Source organism: Acetonema longum DSM 6540, from assembly GCF_000219125.1.
In the GTDB taxonomy this organism is placed as follows: Bacteria; Bacillota; Negativicutes; order Sporomusales; family Acetonemataceae; genus Acetonema; species Acetonema longum.
In genome coordinates, this window is sequence record NZ_AFGF01000269.1 from 26,191 (window position 1) to 42,074 (window position 15,884).

The 15,884-nt window shown below is 52.3% G+C and carries 12 protein-coding genes, 1 pseudogene and 5 riboswitches; of the genes and pseudogenes, 10 read left to right on the top strand and 3 right to left on the bottom strand.

The genetic code is table 11. The annotated features are described in order from the left end of the window. Position 1: 1 nt before the first annotated feature. The 4 genes and pseudogenes from ALO_RS19440 to ALO_RS19465 all read left to right on the top strand — a co-directional run bounded on the left by ALO_RS19440 (position 2) and on the right by ALO_RS19465 (position 3,399). The gene (locus ALO_RS19440; protein WP_004099632.1) at positions 2–913 is read left to right on the top strand and encodes an ABC transporter ATP-binding protein; all 912 of its coding nucleotides are present in this window, start codon (positions 2–4) and stop codon (positions 911–913) included. A 46-nt stretch (positions 914–959) separates the two neighbouring features. Continuing rightward, positions 960–1,142: riboswitch (cobalamin riboswitch) on the top strand. A 418-nt stretch (positions 1,143–1,560) separates the two neighbouring features. After that, positions 1,561–1,739, top strand: a riboswitch (cobalamin riboswitch). A 579-nt stretch (positions 1,740–2,318) separates the two neighbouring features. Continuing rightward, complete coding sequence (locus tag ALO_RS22235) at positions 2,319–2,750, top strand: hypothetical protein (RefSeq protein WP_139025458.1); 432 nt, start codon at positions 2,319–2,321, stop codon at positions 2,748–2,750. 11 nt (positions 2,751–2,761) lie between these two features. Next, positions 2,762–2,866: pseudogene (locus tag ALO_RS23870) on the top strand (hypothetical protein); the annotation flags it as partial. Positions 2,867–2,895: 29 nt separating this feature from the next. Next, positions 2,896–3,399 carry a cobaltochelatase subunit CobN gene (locus ALO_RS19465; protein WP_083821159.1) on the top strand — a complete coding sequence of 168 codons (504 nt, stop codon included), beginning with the start codon at positions 2,896–2,898 and terminating at the stop codon, positions 3,397–3,399. Positions 3,400–3,420: 21 nt separating this feature from the next. On the opposite strand, the gene ALO_RS19470 is transcribed toward ALO_RS19465, so the two are convergent. Then, positions 3,421–3,630: a hypothetical protein gene (locus ALO_RS19470; protein WP_004099647.1), complete on the bottom strand. Its 210-nt coding sequence runs from the start codon at positions 3,628–3,630 to the stop codon at positions 3,421–3,423. 197 nt (positions 3,631–3,827) lie between these two features. After that, a riboswitch (cobalamin riboswitch) is annotated at positions 3,828–4,010 on the top strand. 120 nt (positions 4,011–4,130) lie between these two features. Between ALO_RS19470 and ALO_RS19475 the strand changes: the two genes are divergently transcribed. The 6 genes from ALO_RS19475 (at position 4,131) to ALO_RS19500 (ending at position 13,768) form a co-directional block, all read left to right on the top strand. Continuing rightward, on the top strand, positions 4,131–5,009 hold the full coding sequence (locus ALO_RS19475) for a LysR family transcriptional regulator (RefSeq protein ID WP_004099649.1): 879 nt from the start codon (positions 4,131–4,133) through the stop codon (positions 5,007–5,009). Between the two features lie 103 nt (positions 5,010–5,112). Beyond that, positions 5,113–5,293: riboswitch (cobalamin riboswitch) on the top strand. 139 nt (positions 5,294–5,432) lie between these two features. After that, positions 5,433–5,614: riboswitch (cobalamin riboswitch) on the top strand. Between the two features lie 259 nt (positions 5,615–5,873). Continuing rightward, on the top strand, positions 5,874–6,215 hold the full coding sequence (locus ALO_RS19480; RefSeq protein WP_004099651.1) for a hypothetical protein: 342 nt from the start codon (positions 5,874–5,876) through the stop codon (positions 6,213–6,215). Between the two features lie 11 nt (positions 6,216–6,226). Next, positions 6,227–8,404: a methylmalonyl-CoA mutase family protein gene (locus ALO_RS19485; protein WP_004099652.1), complete on the top strand. Its 2,178-nt coding sequence runs from the start codon at positions 6,227–6,229 to the stop codon at positions 8,402–8,404. Further along, the gene (gene scpA, locus ALO_RS19490) at positions 8,388–10,574 is read left to right on the top strand and encodes a methylmalonyl-CoA mutase (RefSeq protein WP_004099654.1); all 2,187 of its coding nucleotides are present in this window, start codon (positions 8,388–8,390) and stop codon (positions 10,572–10,574) included. The genes ALO_RS19485 and scpA overlap by 17 nt, the downstream gene beginning before the upstream one ends. Further along, on the top strand, positions 10,574–11,713 hold the full coding sequence (gene meaB, locus ALO_RS19495; protein WP_004099656.1) for a methylmalonyl Co-A mutase-associated GTPase MeaB: 1,140 nt from the start codon (positions 10,574–10,576) through the stop codon (positions 11,711–11,713). The genes scpA and meaB overlap by 1 nt, the downstream gene beginning before the upstream one ends. Before the next feature lie 198 nt (positions 11,714–11,911). Continuing rightward, a complete protein-coding gene (locus ALO_RS19500; protein ID WP_004099658.1) occupies positions 11,912–13,768 on the top strand; it encodes a TonB-dependent receptor plug domain-containing protein in 1,857 nt (618 codons plus the stop codon). A 123-nt stretch (positions 13,769–13,891) separates the two neighbouring features. Here the strand turns inward: ALO_RS19500 and ALO_RS19505 are convergent, their stop codons facing one another. Beyond that, positions 13,892–14,698 (bottom strand): TIGR03943 family putative permease subunit, encoded by an 807-nt coding sequence (locus tag ALO_RS19505; protein WP_004099660.1) that lies wholly within the window; start codon positions 14,696–14,698, stop codon positions 13,892–13,894. Then, entirely contained in the window at positions 14,691–15,746 is a 1,056-nt protein-coding gene (locus ALO_RS19510; protein ID WP_004099662.1) for a permease, read from the bottom strand. Before ALO_RS19510 ends, ALO_RS19505 begins: the two co-directional genes overlap by 8 nt. Positions 15,747–15,884: the final 138 nt, after the last annotated feature.

The following is a 15,884-nucleotide window of genomic DNA, read 5'->3' on the forward strand; positions in this document are numbered from 1 at the left end:
GATGTCTGTTTTGGCGGCAGAGCGGCTGCAACTTGGTTTTGGCAGCCGCGTCGTTTTAGACAATCTACATTTACAAATCAGCCAAGGCGATGTCCTCAGTATTCTCGGCCCCAACGGTTCAGGCAAAAGCACCCTGCTGAAAGGACTCTCCCGGCTGCTGCCACCGCTTGGCGGCATAATTTACCTGAATGGGAGGGACATCCAGCAGCAATCTTCCCGGCTGGTTGCCCGGCAGCTGGCGGTTTTGCCCCAAACCCATCAGGCGCCCGGCGATGTAACCGTGCGGGAACTGGTGGAATATGGCCGCTTTCCCCACCAAAAATGGTGGCGTGGGCCCAGCCGGGAAGACGATGCGATTATTACCTTGGCTATGGCACAAACTGGTGTAGCCGAGTTTGCCGACCGTCCGGTGCTTACCTTGTCCGGCGGTGAACTGCAGCGGGCCTGGATGGCCATGGCCATTGCCCAGAAACCGGCTACCCTCTTGCTGGATGAGCCGACCACTTATCTGGATATCGCCCATCAGCTGGAGATTATGGAACTGGTGTCGGCATTGAACCGGGAACAAGGCATCACCGTTGTTATGGTACTGCATGATATTAACCATGCGGCCAGGTATTCCAAGCGCATTCTTGTCCTAAACCGGGGAGCTCTGTTTGCTCTGGGCACGCCGGCGGAAGTGATTAACCGGGAAATGCTGGATGAGGTCTTTGGCGTGGATGCCGCCATATTGTCCGATCCGGATGGCGTACCCGTCTTTATAACCCGCGGCTTATACCCAAAAGCGAAAGCCGGCGGGCTAAGACCGTCAAAATTGAGACATTTTTCAGCCAATAATTGTATAAAGCGAGACAGGTGCCGCAAGGGCTTAATAGGATGGGCTTCTGATCTGTCAGCCTTAGCGGCTGATTGACAAGTGTCAACCAGCCGTGATAAAATAAACGTAGAAATTTTATATGCCTGATGAAGGCGAAGCAGGTGCCCTACGGGGCTTAATAGGGAAGACCGGTGAAAGACCGGCGCGGTCCCGCCACTGTAACGGGGAGTAAACCCAAGAGATGCCACTGGGAGGAATAATCCTGGGAAGGTTTGGGCGAACGAGGAACCGGAGTCAGGAGAACTGCCTGTTTGACGATCACCGTTTTTACCCACGAGTGATGGGAAGGGGATTATGGACGCCAACTGATCTGAAGCGGCTTGCTTTTGGCTGTATTAGGTTGGGTTTAAATCATTTACTCTCTTCGCATCATGGGAAGAGAGTTTTTTTATTCATCCCTCCCTGCACTTGTTCATTGTGCTGCAGCAGGAGCGCACTTGCAAACAGCCGGCGACCTAACGGATAGGGTCCGGATGTTGAGGCGCTTACTGTATTTTTTATCCGTTAGGCTTGAGAAGTGGTTAGACATAGAACCAATGAGGAGGAAGAACAACGCGCTGCAGGCCGTCTTCCTCCAGGCTCAGGTCGGACGGCGAATCCATAAAAGCGTTCTTCTATCTTCATTTCTCCGTGAATTGACAGAATGATCGGCGTTTGTTAAAATAAAACAGGCAATTTATATAATTACATAAAATGAGACAGGTGCCCTAGAGGCTTAATAGGGAAGCCGGTGAAAAACCGGTGCGGTCCCGCCACTGTAATGGGGAGCAAACCCAAGGAATACCACTGAGACTCCGTCTTGGGAAGGTTTGGGCGAGTGATGAGCCAGAGCCAGGAGAACTGCCTGTTTGACAGTCACCGTTTTACCCACGAGCGATGGGGAGGGGATTTCAGCACAGGCTATCCTTCTCGGCTATTTTTTTGCCGGGATTTTTTATTAGCTGACTGCCAAAAAACCCTTCTGATTTTTTCAGAAGGGTTTTATATATACCTGGCACGGACATCATTGCAAGCGGCTCCGGACAAGCCGGCAGATTCAGCCGACTGGGAAGGGATACTGCCCGCAGGGCGAATCTGATGCAGCGGGATGAGATGAATGGAGGATGTTATAAATGGGAATCCGGAAGCAACGGGAGAAAAGACTGGCCGCCGCTTTGCTGACCGCATGCTGTACGCTCAGTCCGCTTACGGCTATGGCGGAGGAGACCGATGAGACGGGCAGTGTCGACTGGAGCATCAGCGCCGGCCGACATGAACCGCAACCTCATAGAGTTTTAGACAAAAACGGTAAATTAATAACCGACAACTATTATGGCGAGGAAACCCCTATTGCCTTGAGCGCCGCCTGGAGAACGGAAAACGGCAACCAGTGGAAAGTGGACTACAGCAAGCTATGGGAAGAAACCGCTATGGATTCCATTTTTTTCTATGAGGTGCCGCTATGCAGTTACCGCAAATCACCCAGAACGACAATACCCGCACTGACTGGTCAGTGGAATATAGCGGCAAAGATGAACAGCAGGATTGGCAGATTCGTGCCTATCGGTCAGAATATTACAAGGATTACCACTCAGCTTATCTTTCCTCTACTGGATGGAAACTAAACTCATTTGACGTGGTAGAGAGAACTCTGTCGGTAGTGGAAGGCAAAAGTTCTTGGCAGGCCGGCGATAATCAGAGACTAACCGCCGGTTGGGAATGGCGCAAGGATGAATCCTGGGGAACGCGTATCCGCAAGCCGGGCAGCGAAGGCACGCCGGTGACCTACTACTGGGAGAACGGCTATGATGACACCAAAAAAGCCGAGAAGCCTCGTTGGAATACCGCGCCGTATATCTGCAGGATGCATGGAAGGCTGGTAACAAGCTGCTAGTGATTCCCTCGATGCGGTACGACTGGAGCGATCAGTTTAGTTCCGAAGTCACGCCGCGTCTCGGCCTGACTTATAAAGCTCAGGAAGATTTACGCATCAAGGCTGTGGTTGGCGCAGGATACAAAACACCAACGGTAAATGAGTTATATCATTATTTCCACATGTTCAAAACCACTATGAATACTTCGGCGGGCTGGCTAAAGCGGTGGAAACCGCCAAAGGAGAGCAAGCCGCCGTCTATATCACGGATACTACTGGGGAAAAGGTCGAAACCGAGTCCGTGGACCGCTCCATTGCCCGCGGCGTTCGAACCCGCCTCTTAAACCCCAAATGGATTCAGGCCATGCTGATTCACCCCTATCACGGGACACAAAAGATTCGGGACCGGTTTGAAAACATCCTGGGGCTGGCGGCCACCACCAACCGGGTGGATAACTGGATCTTCAGCGGCCTTTTCCAGACCTATGTGGCGGATGAAATACTGCGCCAGAAGCTGGCGGAAAACAACCGCTGGGCATACTTCAGCATACTGGAACACCTGCTGGAATGCAACCAGCGGGGATATTGGCAGGCCACGAAAGAAGATCTGGAGCAATTGCGCCGGACCTATTTGGAGATGGAAGGCGATATTGAGGAAGGTACGGACTAATACTCTAATTAAAACACCGCCTTATTGCAGGCGGTGTTGGTAGCATACCGGGTATTGGACGGATTTTCCTTCACAATAATAACCGAATAACTTTTTAAGCTTGCCGCAATTCAGGTCATCGGCAATTTCGTATACAATGGCTGGATTAGCTTGTTGCACGGCTTGCCGATTCATTTTCAGCAACTTTTTCTGGACAAAACGCTCCCAACTTCTACTGAGTGATATAAACATTTTTCTACCTCCTATGATATGGGTAAGCTTTACTATGCGGTTTACAGCTAGATTATATAAAAATACTGGCTCCTTTGTGAAATACCGGTATTTTATGCGGAGATAGTCCTGCTCTATGGCAAAGTTGTCCCCGGAATATACCACGACGAAAGAGGAAATAAATACTGGAAGCTAGAATAACACTAAAATAACAGTAAAATATAAATATAGGAATAGGTGCCCTACAGGGCTTAATAGGGAAGTCCGGTGCGATGCCGGCGCGGTCCCGCCACTGTAACGGGGAGTAAATTCGCAATATGTCACTGGAGCGTTTCGCTTTGGGAAGGCGCGAAGAAGCAATGATCCGGAGCCAGGAGAACTGCCTGTTCAGCAATCACTGCTTGACCCACGAGCGATGGGGAGGGGATTATACGGACGCACTTTCGCAGCGTCATATTTTGTATTCTCACTCCCGAAAACCGGGAGTTTTTTCATTGTTATTAATATAAAAGAGGGATACTGTGGAATTACGACAATTAAAATATTTCCAGACAATCGGCAGGTTAAACAGTATTACCAAAGCGGCGGTACAATTAAATGTTTCACAGCCTTCACTGACGGTGGCCATGCAAAACCTGGAAGAAGAACTCGGGGTGCTTTTGTTTGAGCGAAGTTATCGAAATATCAGCCTGACATCGGCAGGCGCCATGTTTCTGAAGCATGTGGATGATATTTTGCTGCGTGTTGATGATTCGGTCAGGGAAATAACCGATTACCGAACCAAGCGGGCCGGTACGATAAAAATTGGCATTCCGCCCATGATCGGGGTGTTTGTGTTTTCTTATATCCTTGGCCAATTCCGTAAGTTACACCCGGAGTTTGAGCTCACCATTGTAGAACGAGGAAGTCTCTCTGTTTTGCGGTTATTGGAGAAAGGAAAACTGGATGTTGGCTTCGTGGTGCTTGGGGATGCATTAGACGGTGTCGAGGTGATGCCTGTTACCTGCAGCGAAATCAAAGTGTGCATGAGAAGGGAGCATCCTTTGAGCGGGTTATCAGCCGTACCTATTGCAGCGCTTCGGGAGGAGGCTTTTATTTTATTGAAAGAGGATACCTATAACCGTCGACTCATCATTGAAGAATGCAAAAAGAATCAATACTCGCCAAATATCATTTTCTCCACCCGGCAAGTTCAAACGATTATAAACATGGTCGAACAGGGTGTCGGTATTTCATTTCTCATTGATGCTGTCTCAGACAAACAGCAAAATATTATCAGCCGTCCCCTCTGCCGCCCGCTTGTGATTGAGGCAGGGCTTGCCTGGCGTAAAGACAGATATATAACAAATGCTTTGCGTATTTTTATCAACTTTATAGAAAAGGCTTTTAACAATTTATAAATAGGCGGAATGGAAAGACCGATTTGAGAAGGTATTTGACATTTCACCGCAAATGATGGTAGTATGAATACGAATTAGTATGAACTTATAGATTTCATTGAAAATAAATATTATTGAGACAGGTGCCCATAGGGCTTAATAGGGAAGTCCGGTGCAATGCCGGCGCGGTCCCGCCACTGTAACGGGGAGCAAACCCAAACGATGTCACTGGGATGGAATGTCCTGGGAAGGCTGGGGGAGCGAGGAACCGGAGTCAGGAGAACTGCCTGTCTGACAGTCACCGCTATACCCACGAGTGATGGGGAGGGGATTTTACGTGCTACAGTTTCCGGATGGCAACATCGACGGGAAACTTGTTTGACGGTTGTTAGCATAGCCCTCCCTGCCATTGCGGGGAGGGCATTTATATTTAATAAAAACAACATAAACGGAAACGGAACAGGTGCCCCATGGGGCTTAATAGGGAAGTCCGGTACAATGCCGGCGCGGTCCCGCCACTGTAACGGGGAGCAAACCCAAACGATGTCACTGGGATAAAATGTCCTGGGAAGACTGGGGGAGCGAGGAACCGGAGCCAGGAGAACTGCCTGTTTAACGGTCACCGCTATACCCACGAGCGATGGGGAGGAGATCTGCGCAGCCGATGGCAAAGTGTCCGTTGCGTAAGATCATAAACTCCTGACTGAGTCAGGAGTTTTTTTTAAGAAAAAAGCTCTGCCAAGCAGACTTTTTTCTTGCCATACATGGGTTTGCCGAAAGGCCGAGGCAGAGACTCACTCATGGGACACAGGCTTTTAACCGGGCCGGTGGGGAGTCGGTTCAAGCCCTATATAATAAACAATGTACACAAGGAGGAACATGAGAATGTTTATGAACCGGAGTACGAATGTTCCGGAAGACCGGGAAGAACCCATCATGATGCCGGCTTCCGATTCACTCCAAGTCGAACCATTCACACCGCTGTCCGCCAGAGTAGCCTCGGATCAGCCGGAGTTGGTTCAGGGATTAAAAGCATTGCAGCAGGGACTGGGACAGGAACATTTTGACCGGTATATCGAAAATCTGGTTTCTCTGCAGCTGCGGGAAGGGATCCTATGGATGGTTACCCGCCGGGCCATGCACCGTTCTCTGCTGGAACGCGACTTTCTGCCGCAGATTAAGCAGGCCTTCGGAGTCGGCAGTATACGAATCATCAGTCAGGGATAGGGGGAAAAGGAATGAAAGAAGAACAGGCAGAACCGATGGCCGCCGAAGAAAAACTATTCGCCGAGTTCGCGGCGCCGACATATGAGTCCTGGCAAAGCGAGGCTGAGAAAGCTCTCAAAGGCGCTCCCTTTGAAAGCAGGCTGATCACCAAAACCTATGAGGAAATTGATTTGAAACCAATTTACCGGCAGAACGACTTGGAGTCAGAGGGCGTTCACCTCAGTTTGCCGGGCAGCGAGCCCTTTGTCAGGGGAATCCATGCCGGCGGCTATCTGACAAAATCCTGGCTGGTTGCCCAGGAATGCGACCAGCCGCTGGCCGCTGAACTTAACCAAACATTAAAGAACGAACTCAGCCGCGGCCTACAGAGCCTCCATATCCGCCTGGATACCGCGACCTGCTTGGGGCTTGATCCGGACATTGCCGATGCCGGCCAGGTAGGGGACCGGGGTTTTTCGCTGGCCTGCCTGCAGGACCTGACGAAAGCCCTGGACGATATTTCCCTGCAGCAATGGTCTGTAATGGTGCCCGCCGGCGCCCGCTCGCTGCCGGTGGTGGCCCTGTTTGCGGCTCTGGCCCGGTCCAGGGGAATGGATCCCGGTGAGCTTTCCGGCTCGATTGTAGCCGATCCCCTGGGCGCTTTGGCGTTGCAGGGACAATTGACGGCATCCCTGCCGTCCGTTTATGACGAATTGGCTGCTGTGACCGCCTGGGCGGAAACCCGTACCCCTTATCTGAAAACCATCCGGGCCGACGGTTGCCCCTATCATGACGCCGGCGCCAATGCCGTGCAGGAACTGGCTTACGCCCTGGCGACCGCTGTGGAATACGTGCGGGAGCTGCAGCAGCGCGGCCTGGAATTCCCGGTGATTTCCCGTCATATGCAGTTTTCTTTTGCCCTGGGCGCCAATATGTTCATGGAACTGGCCAAAATCCGCGCCGCGAGACTGCTGTGGAGTCAGGCGGCGCGGGCTTTCGGCGGTAAGGGGGAAGAATGCGCTGCAGTTATTCACGGTCGGACATCCCGCTTTACAAAAACCGGTTATGATCCCTATGTCAATATGCTGCGGACGACAACCGAAGCCTTCGCCGGTGTGGTGGCCGGCCTGGACAGCCTGCACGTCGGTCCTTTCGACGAGGCGGTTCGGCCGGGGGATGAGTTTTCCCGCCGGATTGCCCGCAACACGCAGATCATCCTGCAGCAGGAATGCGGCCTGATGCAGCCGGCGGATCCAGCCGGCGGGTCCTGGTATGTGGAGACGCTTACCGCCGACCTGGCCCGCCGGGCCTGGGAAATCTTTCAACAAGTGGAAATGAAGGGAGGAATGTTTCTGGCCCTGCAGGCCGGCCTGCCGCAAAGCCAAAGCGCAAAAACGGCGCAAAACCGGTTTGCCAATTTGGCCAAACGGCGGGATGTGATCGTGGGAACCAATATGTATGCCAACTTGGCGGAACATCCCCTGGCGGCGTCAGAAATTGACTGCCAGGCGATACAGGCCCGGCGGGCAGAACAACTGACGGCTTACCGCCAAAACAGGGCGACGCAGGAGCAGCAGCGGCTGCTGACCAGCCTGGCAGCCAGTCGCCAGCGCACGGGGGCGGAGCTGGTGGAGGCTGCCATCGACGCGGCCATTGCCGGCGGTTCCGTGGGTGAAATTTTCCTTGCCCTGCGCCGGGAAGAAACAGAGCCCTTAAGCATCACTCCTCTTCAGCCGAGCCGGTTGTCCGAACCCTATGAGGCCCTGCGGCGGAACACCGAAAAGTTCAAAGCGGAAACCGGCGGCAATGTGCGCATTTTTTCGGCCGATATAGGGCCGATCCCCCAGCACAAGCCCAGAGCCGATTTCAGCCGGGGCTTTTTTGAGGTTGGTGCATTTGAAGTACTGTCCAACAACGGCTTTGCATCTGTGGACGAGGCTGCCGATACAGCCGCGGCTTCCGGCGCCGATGCGGTGGTGATCTGCTCTACTGATGCCACCTATCCCGAAATCGTGCCGCCGCTGGCCCGGCTGATCAAGGAAAAGATGCCGGGAGTGTGGCTGGTTCTGGCCGGCCTGCCGCCGGAAGACCTGCAGGCCGTATACCGGGAAGCCGGCGTGGATGAGTTCATTCATGTCCGGGCCGACTGCTATGAAAGTTTATCCAGGCTGCAGCGCAGAAAGGGGATGCATGATGATTCTCAAGCCTGATTTCACGACCTTGGCCTTTCAGGCCTCTCACGGCAGCGCCGGCTATAAGGATTGGCGGCGCAACCTGGAGCGGGAAACGGGGGAACCGATGGAAGATCTCGTCCACCGCACCATGGAGCAGATAGATATTCAGCCTCTGTACAGTGAGGCCGACATGGCCGAGGTGGAACATCTCGCCTTTCTGGCGGGAATTCCGCCGTTTTTACGCGGACCTTATCCCAATATGTACGTGACCCAGCCCTGGACAGTCCGCCAATATGCCGGCTTTTCCACCGCCGAGGAAAGCAACGCCTTTTACAAACGAAACCTGGCCATGGGCCAGAAGGGATTGTCCATTGCCTTTGACCTGGCGACCCACCGGGGCTATGACTCCGACCATCCCCGGGTGGTAGGCGACGTGGGCAAGGCCGGCGTGGCTGTCGACTCGATTTTGGATATGAAGATTCTGTTTGACGGAATTCCTCTGGACAAAATGTCGGTATCCATGACGATGAACGGCGCAGTGCTGCCGATCATGGCCTTCTACATCGTAGCGGCCGAAGAACAGGGCGTACCGGCCGAAGTTCTGACTGGCACGATCCAGAACGATATTTTAAAGGAATTCATGGTTCGCAACACCTATATTTATCCCCCGGAACCGTCCATGCGGATCATCGGCGATATTTTCGCCTATACCTCTAAAAACATGCCCAAATTCAACAGCATCAGTATTTCCGGCTATCATATGCAGGAAGCGGGCGCCACGGCCGATATCGAGCTGGGTTATACCCTGGCCGACGGTCTGGAATACGTCAAGACCGGCTTGAAGGCCGGCCTGGACATCGACGCTTTTGCTCCTCGCTTTGCTTTTTTCTGGGCCATCGGCAAGAACTACTTCATGGAAGTGGCAAAAATGCGGGCCGGGCGCCTGCTGTGGGCCAAACTGATCAAACAGTTCAACCCGAAGAATCCTAAATCCATGGCATTGCGGACTCATTCCCAGACTTCAGGCTGGAGTCTGACCGAGCAGGATCCGTTCAACAATGTGGTTCGCACCTGCATCGAAGCCCTGGCAGCCTCATTGGGGCATACCCAGTCGCTTCATACTAACGCCCTGGATGAAGCCATCGCCCTGCCAACGGACTTTTCCGCCCGGATTGCCCGCAACACTCAGTTATATCTACAGGATGAGACCTATATTTGCAAGGTTATTGATCCATGGGGCGGCTCATACTATGTGGAAGCCCTGACCCGGGAATTGGCCCGCAAAGCCTGGCAGCACATCCAGGAGGTGGAACAGCTGGGAGGCATGGCCAAGGCCATTGATACCGGCCTGCCCAAGATGAGAATCGAGGAAGCCGCCGCCCGGCGTCAGGCTCAAATCGACTCGGCAAAAGAGACCATCGTCGGCGTCAACCGTTTCCGCCTCGTCAAAGAAGATCCTTTGGAAATCCTGGAGGTCGACAACACGGCTGTGCGGCAGGCGCAGCTCCGCCGCCTGGAGCAATTAAAAGCCAACCGCAACGAGGACGAGGTGCAATCGTCCTTAGAAGCCATTACCAAGGCTATGGAAAGCGGCGCAGGCAACGTGCTGGACCTGGCGGTAAAAGCTGCCAGACTCAGAGCCAGCCTGGGTGAAATATCCTATGCCGTGGAAAAAGTGGCCGGCCGGCACAAAGCTGTCATCCGTTCCATTTCCGGCGTCTACAGCAGCGAGTTTAACGATGAGCAGGAAATCGGAACCGTGCGGAAAATGGCCGATGAATTTGAAAAACTGGAAGGCCGCCGGCCTCGTATCCTTATGGCTAAAATGGGTCAGGACGGACATGACCGGGGAGCAAAGGTCGTATCCACCGCCTTTGCCGACATGGGCTTCGACGTGGATATCGGGCCGTTGTTCCAAACGCCGGAGGAAACCGCCCAACAGGCCGTGGACAATGACGTGCACGTGGTCGGGATGAGTTCGCTGGCAGCCGGACATAAGACGCTGCTGCCGCAGCTGGTAGAGGAACTGGCCAAGCGGGGCCGGAGCGATATTCTCGTGGTCGCCGGCGGCGTCATTCCTGCTCAGGACTATGACTTTTTGCGGGCCCATGGCGCAGCGGCCATCTTTGGGCCGGGAACGGTAATTCCGGTGGCGGCGCAGCGGATTCTGGAAGTATTATTACGCCGGGGCCAGGTGGCAGGCTGATGGAGCGGCGGGGAGAGAGACTGCCGGAGTGGGCCTGCGGCAGCGATGACGGTTTTGCCAGCCGCGTAATGGAGGGGGTGGCCACCACCCACGACGGCATGCCCGGAGTCGCCGGAAAAATGGCGGCTCCGGCCGCCCGGCCGCGCCAACTGGAAGTAGCGGACTACTATCAGGGGATCATGCAGGGAGACCGGGGGATTTTGGCCCGGGCTATCACCCTAGTGGAAAGCAACCATCCCAAACATGCCGTCATGGCGCAGGCCCTACTGCAGGAACTGCTGCCTCATACCGGCGGCGCTATGCGGGTTGGCATCACAGGCGTTCCCGGAGCGGGGAAAAGCACCTTTATCGAATCGCTTGGCTGCCGGCTGTGCGAACGGGGACATAAAGTCGCCGTGCTGGCAGTAGACCCCAGCAGCACGGTCACCCGCGGCAGCATCCTTGGCGACAAAACCAGGATGGAACAGCTTACCCGCCAACCCAACGCCTTCATTCGTCCCTCACCCTCCGGCGGCACCCTGGGCGGCGTGGCCCGCAAAAGCCGGGAAACCATGCTGCTGTGTGAAGCAGCCGGTTATGATATCATTCTGGTAGAGACCGTCGGTGTCGGCCAAAGCGAAGTAACTGTGCGGTCTATGGTGGACTTCTTTTTGCTCGTCGTCCTGACCGGCGCCGGCGATGAGCTGCAAGGCATGAAAAAAGGCGTTATGGAGCTGGCTGATCTCATCGCGGTCAATAAGGCCGACGGGGATAACCGGCTCCGGGCCCTGGCTGCCAGGGCCGATTACGAGCGCATTCTGCATTATATCCGTCCGGCCACCGAAGGCTGGCGTACCCAGTCAGTGACCTGCTCGGCCATGACCGGCGATGGTATTGACGCCCTCTGGGCCACGGTGGAGTCCTTCTTTGCTCAGGTCAGGGCATCCGGCGCTTTTGCCACCCGGCGCCAAAACCAGGTATTGGCCTGGATGCGATCCATGGTGGAAGAACACCTGTACCGGAGCTTTTTCGACCATCCCGCCGTGACAGCCTGCCTGCCCCGTATCGAGCAGGAAGTGGCCAGCGGCACGCTGGTCACCACCCGGGCTGTCCAGGAACTGCTGTCTGCCTATGAAGGGGCAAACAGCAGCAAAGCGTAGATAAAGGGCCATGAAGCAGGGCTGTTAAAGCGCGAACCAGCGCTTTAACAGCCCTGCTGTGCATAAAAATCCCACAGACTTGCTACCCCGGAATTTGTATGATTCTCTAATTGCAGGAAAAATGACGTTTTTGGTGGGGGCAAGATGTATATATTTGTTTAATCTTCTTGATTTAATAATTGAATGGGAGGACTATCCATGAGAAAAGAATCGGTTTTGACACGGAAAATTCTAGCTGCTACAGCGGCTGCCGGCATGCTTTTAGGCGGACAGGCTGCCGGATTGGCGGCCGAAGGCGAGGCGCAGGACTTTGAATTGGACCAGGTCATTGTTACCGCCCAGCGCTATGAAAAGCGCGAAGTTGACGTCGCGGCCTCTACCGAGATTCTGACGCAGCAGGATCTTTTGAATACCGGCGCCAGTAATTTGTATAACGCCCTGAGTTTTTCCACCGGCATTGCACTGCATCAGTACGGTACGGGAGGCTCTTCCATGGGCAATATGACCAGTAAGATCGTCATGCGGGGAAACTCCGGCGGTACGCTGGTCCTGATCAACGGCATGCCGCTGAATATCCGCGGCACCTATGATTTGAACGACATTCCGGTGGAAAATATAGAACGGGTCGAGATCGTCCGCGGCGGCGGCTCCGTACTGTACGGCAGCGAGGCCACCGGCGGCGTCATCAATATCATTACCAAGAAGCAGCGGGAGAATTACTTTAAGACCGGCTGGGGCAATTACGGACAGCAAGAGTATACTGTCGGCCTGCAGGCCGACAGGCTGGGCCTCAGCTATCAATACTCCGACTGGGGCACCCGGGAAAACGTCGCCAGCGACGGGAAAAAATGGAAAGGTCCGGACAATAATAATTTGAGCTTGAACTATGCGTTCAATGATAACTGGAGCCTTTCACTCAATCATGTGGAGTCGAATTATCATTATATTACCAGCAAAGCAGACACTGAGCAGAATATCAACAGAAACAATATTCAATTGACTTATCGCGATAATCATCTTCAATCCACATTTTATTATGTTGACAGGACGCGGGAGAAGGATGCGTTGACCTTTTCTAAAGGAACCTATGAAATTGACGAAGAAAAGAACCGCAATTACGGATTGGACATGCAGAAAGATTGGGAGATAAAGGATACCAGGCTGTTGTTCGGCGGATCGTTTCAGCGTGAAGAGTTTACGAAGAATGCTAAAATCAGCACTAGCGATAGCGTTAAGCATTCCAGAAACGATTTTTCTGCCTATGGGCAGTATGAAAAGCCTATCAGCAAACGGGACACGCTGATACTGAGTGCCCGTGAGTCCTGGACAACCGGTGCGCCCAACGATTATGACGAAACGAACTTCAGCGGCCAAGCACAGATGATCCACAAGTTGCAAGAGAATGAGAATTTGTACATCAGTGCGGGACAGTCCTTTAAAATGCCGGAGTTGCATCAAATCTATAATACGGCTCCCGGCGCAGATTTGAAGGCGCAAGTTGGTGCCCATTACGAGGCGGGCTGGAAAAAGGATATCGGTGGTCATAAGTGGCGGGTTGCCTTATTTCATTATGATATTGATGACAACATAACCGCTAAATATGTTGCCCCAGACTTTATCTATGAGAATGAGAATTTAAAAAATAGCGGCATTGAATTGGAATGCAAGATTAAAACCGCTGCCAGCCCGTTCGGCTTTCATTATGCTGTCAGCTATGGTAATCCCAAAACTGAAACCATAGATGAAGGCGGCTCCTCGGGCTGGCAGCGCGATTATTCCCGGTGGCAGCTTAATGGCGGCGTGACCTATCAGCAGGATAAATGGAGTGCCGCCCTGAATGCGTCTTACATGGCGGAACGGGTACTGAACAACGTCGACACCAAACCGTATCTGCTTACTAACTTGAACGTGAATTATGCCATGACGCAGAACAGCAGCCTGTTTTTGACCATCAACAACCTGCTGGATAGGGATGATATTACCTATCGAGCAACATCTGCAGACTATTATTTCACGCCCTGTAATTACATGATGGGATATAAGATGAATTTCTAAAAGAAAAATAGAGGAAAGAGCAGCGGGAGCCCAGGCCGCAGAGCCGTTAAAACGCGAACCGGCGCTTTAACGGCTCTTGTTCTTGTTATTAGTGTGCAGGCATGTCAATATGATTTTTACGACTCAATTATATACATAAGGATTAGGCAGAGGTTCTATGCGGGAAACCGCAGTTGCTTTCAGCAAGGGAATGACAACTCCGTTATAGTCTCCCTGCTGAATTTTTCCGTGTACTTCTACCCATGTGTCGTTTTTATACAGAGAGCTGTCAGGCCATTCTATGATTAAGCCACTGGGCATTGCATCAGCGGCACAGCAGGCAATTTCAAATCGTACCACCATGCACTGATTATCCTTGAGACCCGCTGGCCTATAGACAAAGCCTTTTAAATTGACTTCCCGGTTGATAAAATTCGCAGTAGCTTCGTACATGATGGTAATCCAGCGGATATGGTTTGTATCGTCAATATAAATAACCGGAGTTTGTTTTGGATTAACTGGTTGAATCTGCTGCATTGCGTCGAACGGAATGGCGGGTGTGTTGTTTTCAGACATGGAGGATGCGGCGATACCGGGATTGTTGGAAAGATACTTCATGCTCCTGTTGTCAGCGGTTATGGAGCCCAGTGATTTGGCAGGGATGAGAAAACAGATGGCAATGGTCCCGATGAAAACATAATAAAAATAGCTGGAGAACGTATGATCTCGTTTTGTCGGATTGACTGACAGCATATCACTCACTAGCCGTATGGTTTGCACGATAACCAGCAGGAAAAGGATGGTCAAGCCAACTTGGGCATTAAGAGTGAATTGCGGGTGTATTAATTGCAGCAGATTGCCCTGGGTTATCACCCGGTAAAATAAAAGAGTAAAACAAATAAGAATCAAGAGCTGCAGTAGATTCTCGACTGCCTGTGAAAATCTATACAAACCCGAACACCTCCCTGAAATAAGGAAGACAATTGATCAGCAGTGACAGCAGAAATACGCTGATCGTAATCAGGAGAACAAGCTTCATTACGTATGATACTCTAAATGCATTGAGCATCATAATTACATTTTTAATATCCAGCATAGGCCCATAGATCAGGAACGAGGCAATTGCGCCCGGGGTAAAAGAGGCGGCGAACGGCGCAGCAATAAACGCGTCTGCCTGTGAGCAGACGGAAAGAATGAAAGCAAAACCCATCATGCCCCAGATGGAAACAACAGGCTCCTGGCCTACGCTTAACAGCAGAGTCCGTGGTACGGTTATCTGAATGACTGCGGCGAGAAATGAGCCGATTAGCAGGAAGCGTCCCATATCAAAGAACTCGTCGCAAGTGTGGTACAGCATCTCGCGCAATCGCATCAGAAGTCCCGGATGATGATGCTCGTGTCCGCAGCCGCACCCCTGGTGACAGCCGCAGCCAGGGTCTGCCGTGTAGGGATTGAGTATCTTAGAGTTTACGTTGCTGCTATATAACAGAATTCCGATAAGATTGGCGCAGATAAAAACGCCGGCAAACCGATAAACCAGCATAGAGGGAGACGAGTTAAAAGCAAGGTATGTGGAAAAGCCGACTAAGGGGTTAATAACCGGAGCCGATAACATGAAGGGGACGGCGATATACGCAGGGACCCCCTTTTGAATGAGCCGGCGTACGATAGGGATAATGCCGCACTCACATAAGGGGAAGAAGATTCCCAGCAAGCTGCCGCAGACGATGCCAATCATGCTGTTTCTCGGCAACAGACGATGAATTGTTGTATCGGAAATAAAGACGTGAATAAACGAGGAAATAATCACTCCCAGCAATACTAAGGGAAAGGCTTCGATGATAATACTGAGAAAGATAGAAGTCAATTCCTGCAAAAAATCTGTTTGATTTCCGGGCAGTGCTTCAAGAAACCAAATATCAGGATGCAACACACTCATGATGAGCAGAATGGATAGAATTGAAAGCTTTCCCAGGTTGGATTTTGCGCCTGTCTCCATGACAACCTCCATTTGGATATTCATACCATTACTATAACGTGTTGAAAAAGTTTTGGCAATTATTGTTTTCCCTTTACTATTTTACCGCGCCACGGCAATTACGGAGAGGCTTTTCTTTACGAAAAAAGATCGAAATTA

What these genes read in the sequence shown, in the direction of transcription:
- ALO_RS19440 (WP_004099632.1), top strand. Translation starts at nt 2, where the DNA reads ATGTCTGTTTTGGCGGCAGAGCGGCTGCAACTTGGTTTTGGCAGCCGC.
- ALO_RS22235 (WP_139025458.1), top strand. Translation starts at nt 2,319, where the DNA reads ATGCAGTTACCGCAAATCACCCAGAACGACAATACCCGCACTGACTGG.
- ALO_RS19470 (WP_004099647.1), bottom strand. Translation starts at nt 3,630, where the DNA reads ATGTTTATATCACTCAGTAGAAGTTGGGAGCGTTTTGTCCAGAAAAAG.
- ALO_RS19480 (WP_004099651.1), top strand. Translation starts at nt 5,874, where the DNA reads ATGTTTATGAACCGGAGTACGAATGTTCCGGAAGACCGGGAAGAACCC.
- ALO_RS19485 (WP_004099652.1), top strand. Translation starts at nt 6,227, where the DNA reads ATGAAAGAAGAACAGGCAGAACCGATGGCCGCCGAAGAAAAACTATTC.
- scpA (WP_004099654.1), top strand. Translation starts at nt 8,388, where the DNA reads ATGATTCTCAAGCCTGATTTCACGACCTTGGCCTTTCAGGCCTCTCAC.
- meaB (WP_004099656.1), top strand. Translation starts at nt 10,574, where the DNA reads ATGGAGCGGCGGGGAGAGAGACTGCCGGAGTGGGCCTGCGGCAGCGAT.
- ALO_RS19500 (WP_004099658.1), top strand. Translation starts at nt 11,912, where the DNA reads ATGAGAAAAGAATCGGTTTTGACACGGAAAATTCTAGCTGCTACAGCG.
- ALO_RS19510 (WP_004099662.1), bottom strand. Translation starts at nt 15,746, where the DNA reads ATGGAGACAGGCGCAAAATCCAACCTGGGAAAGCTTTCAATTCTATCC.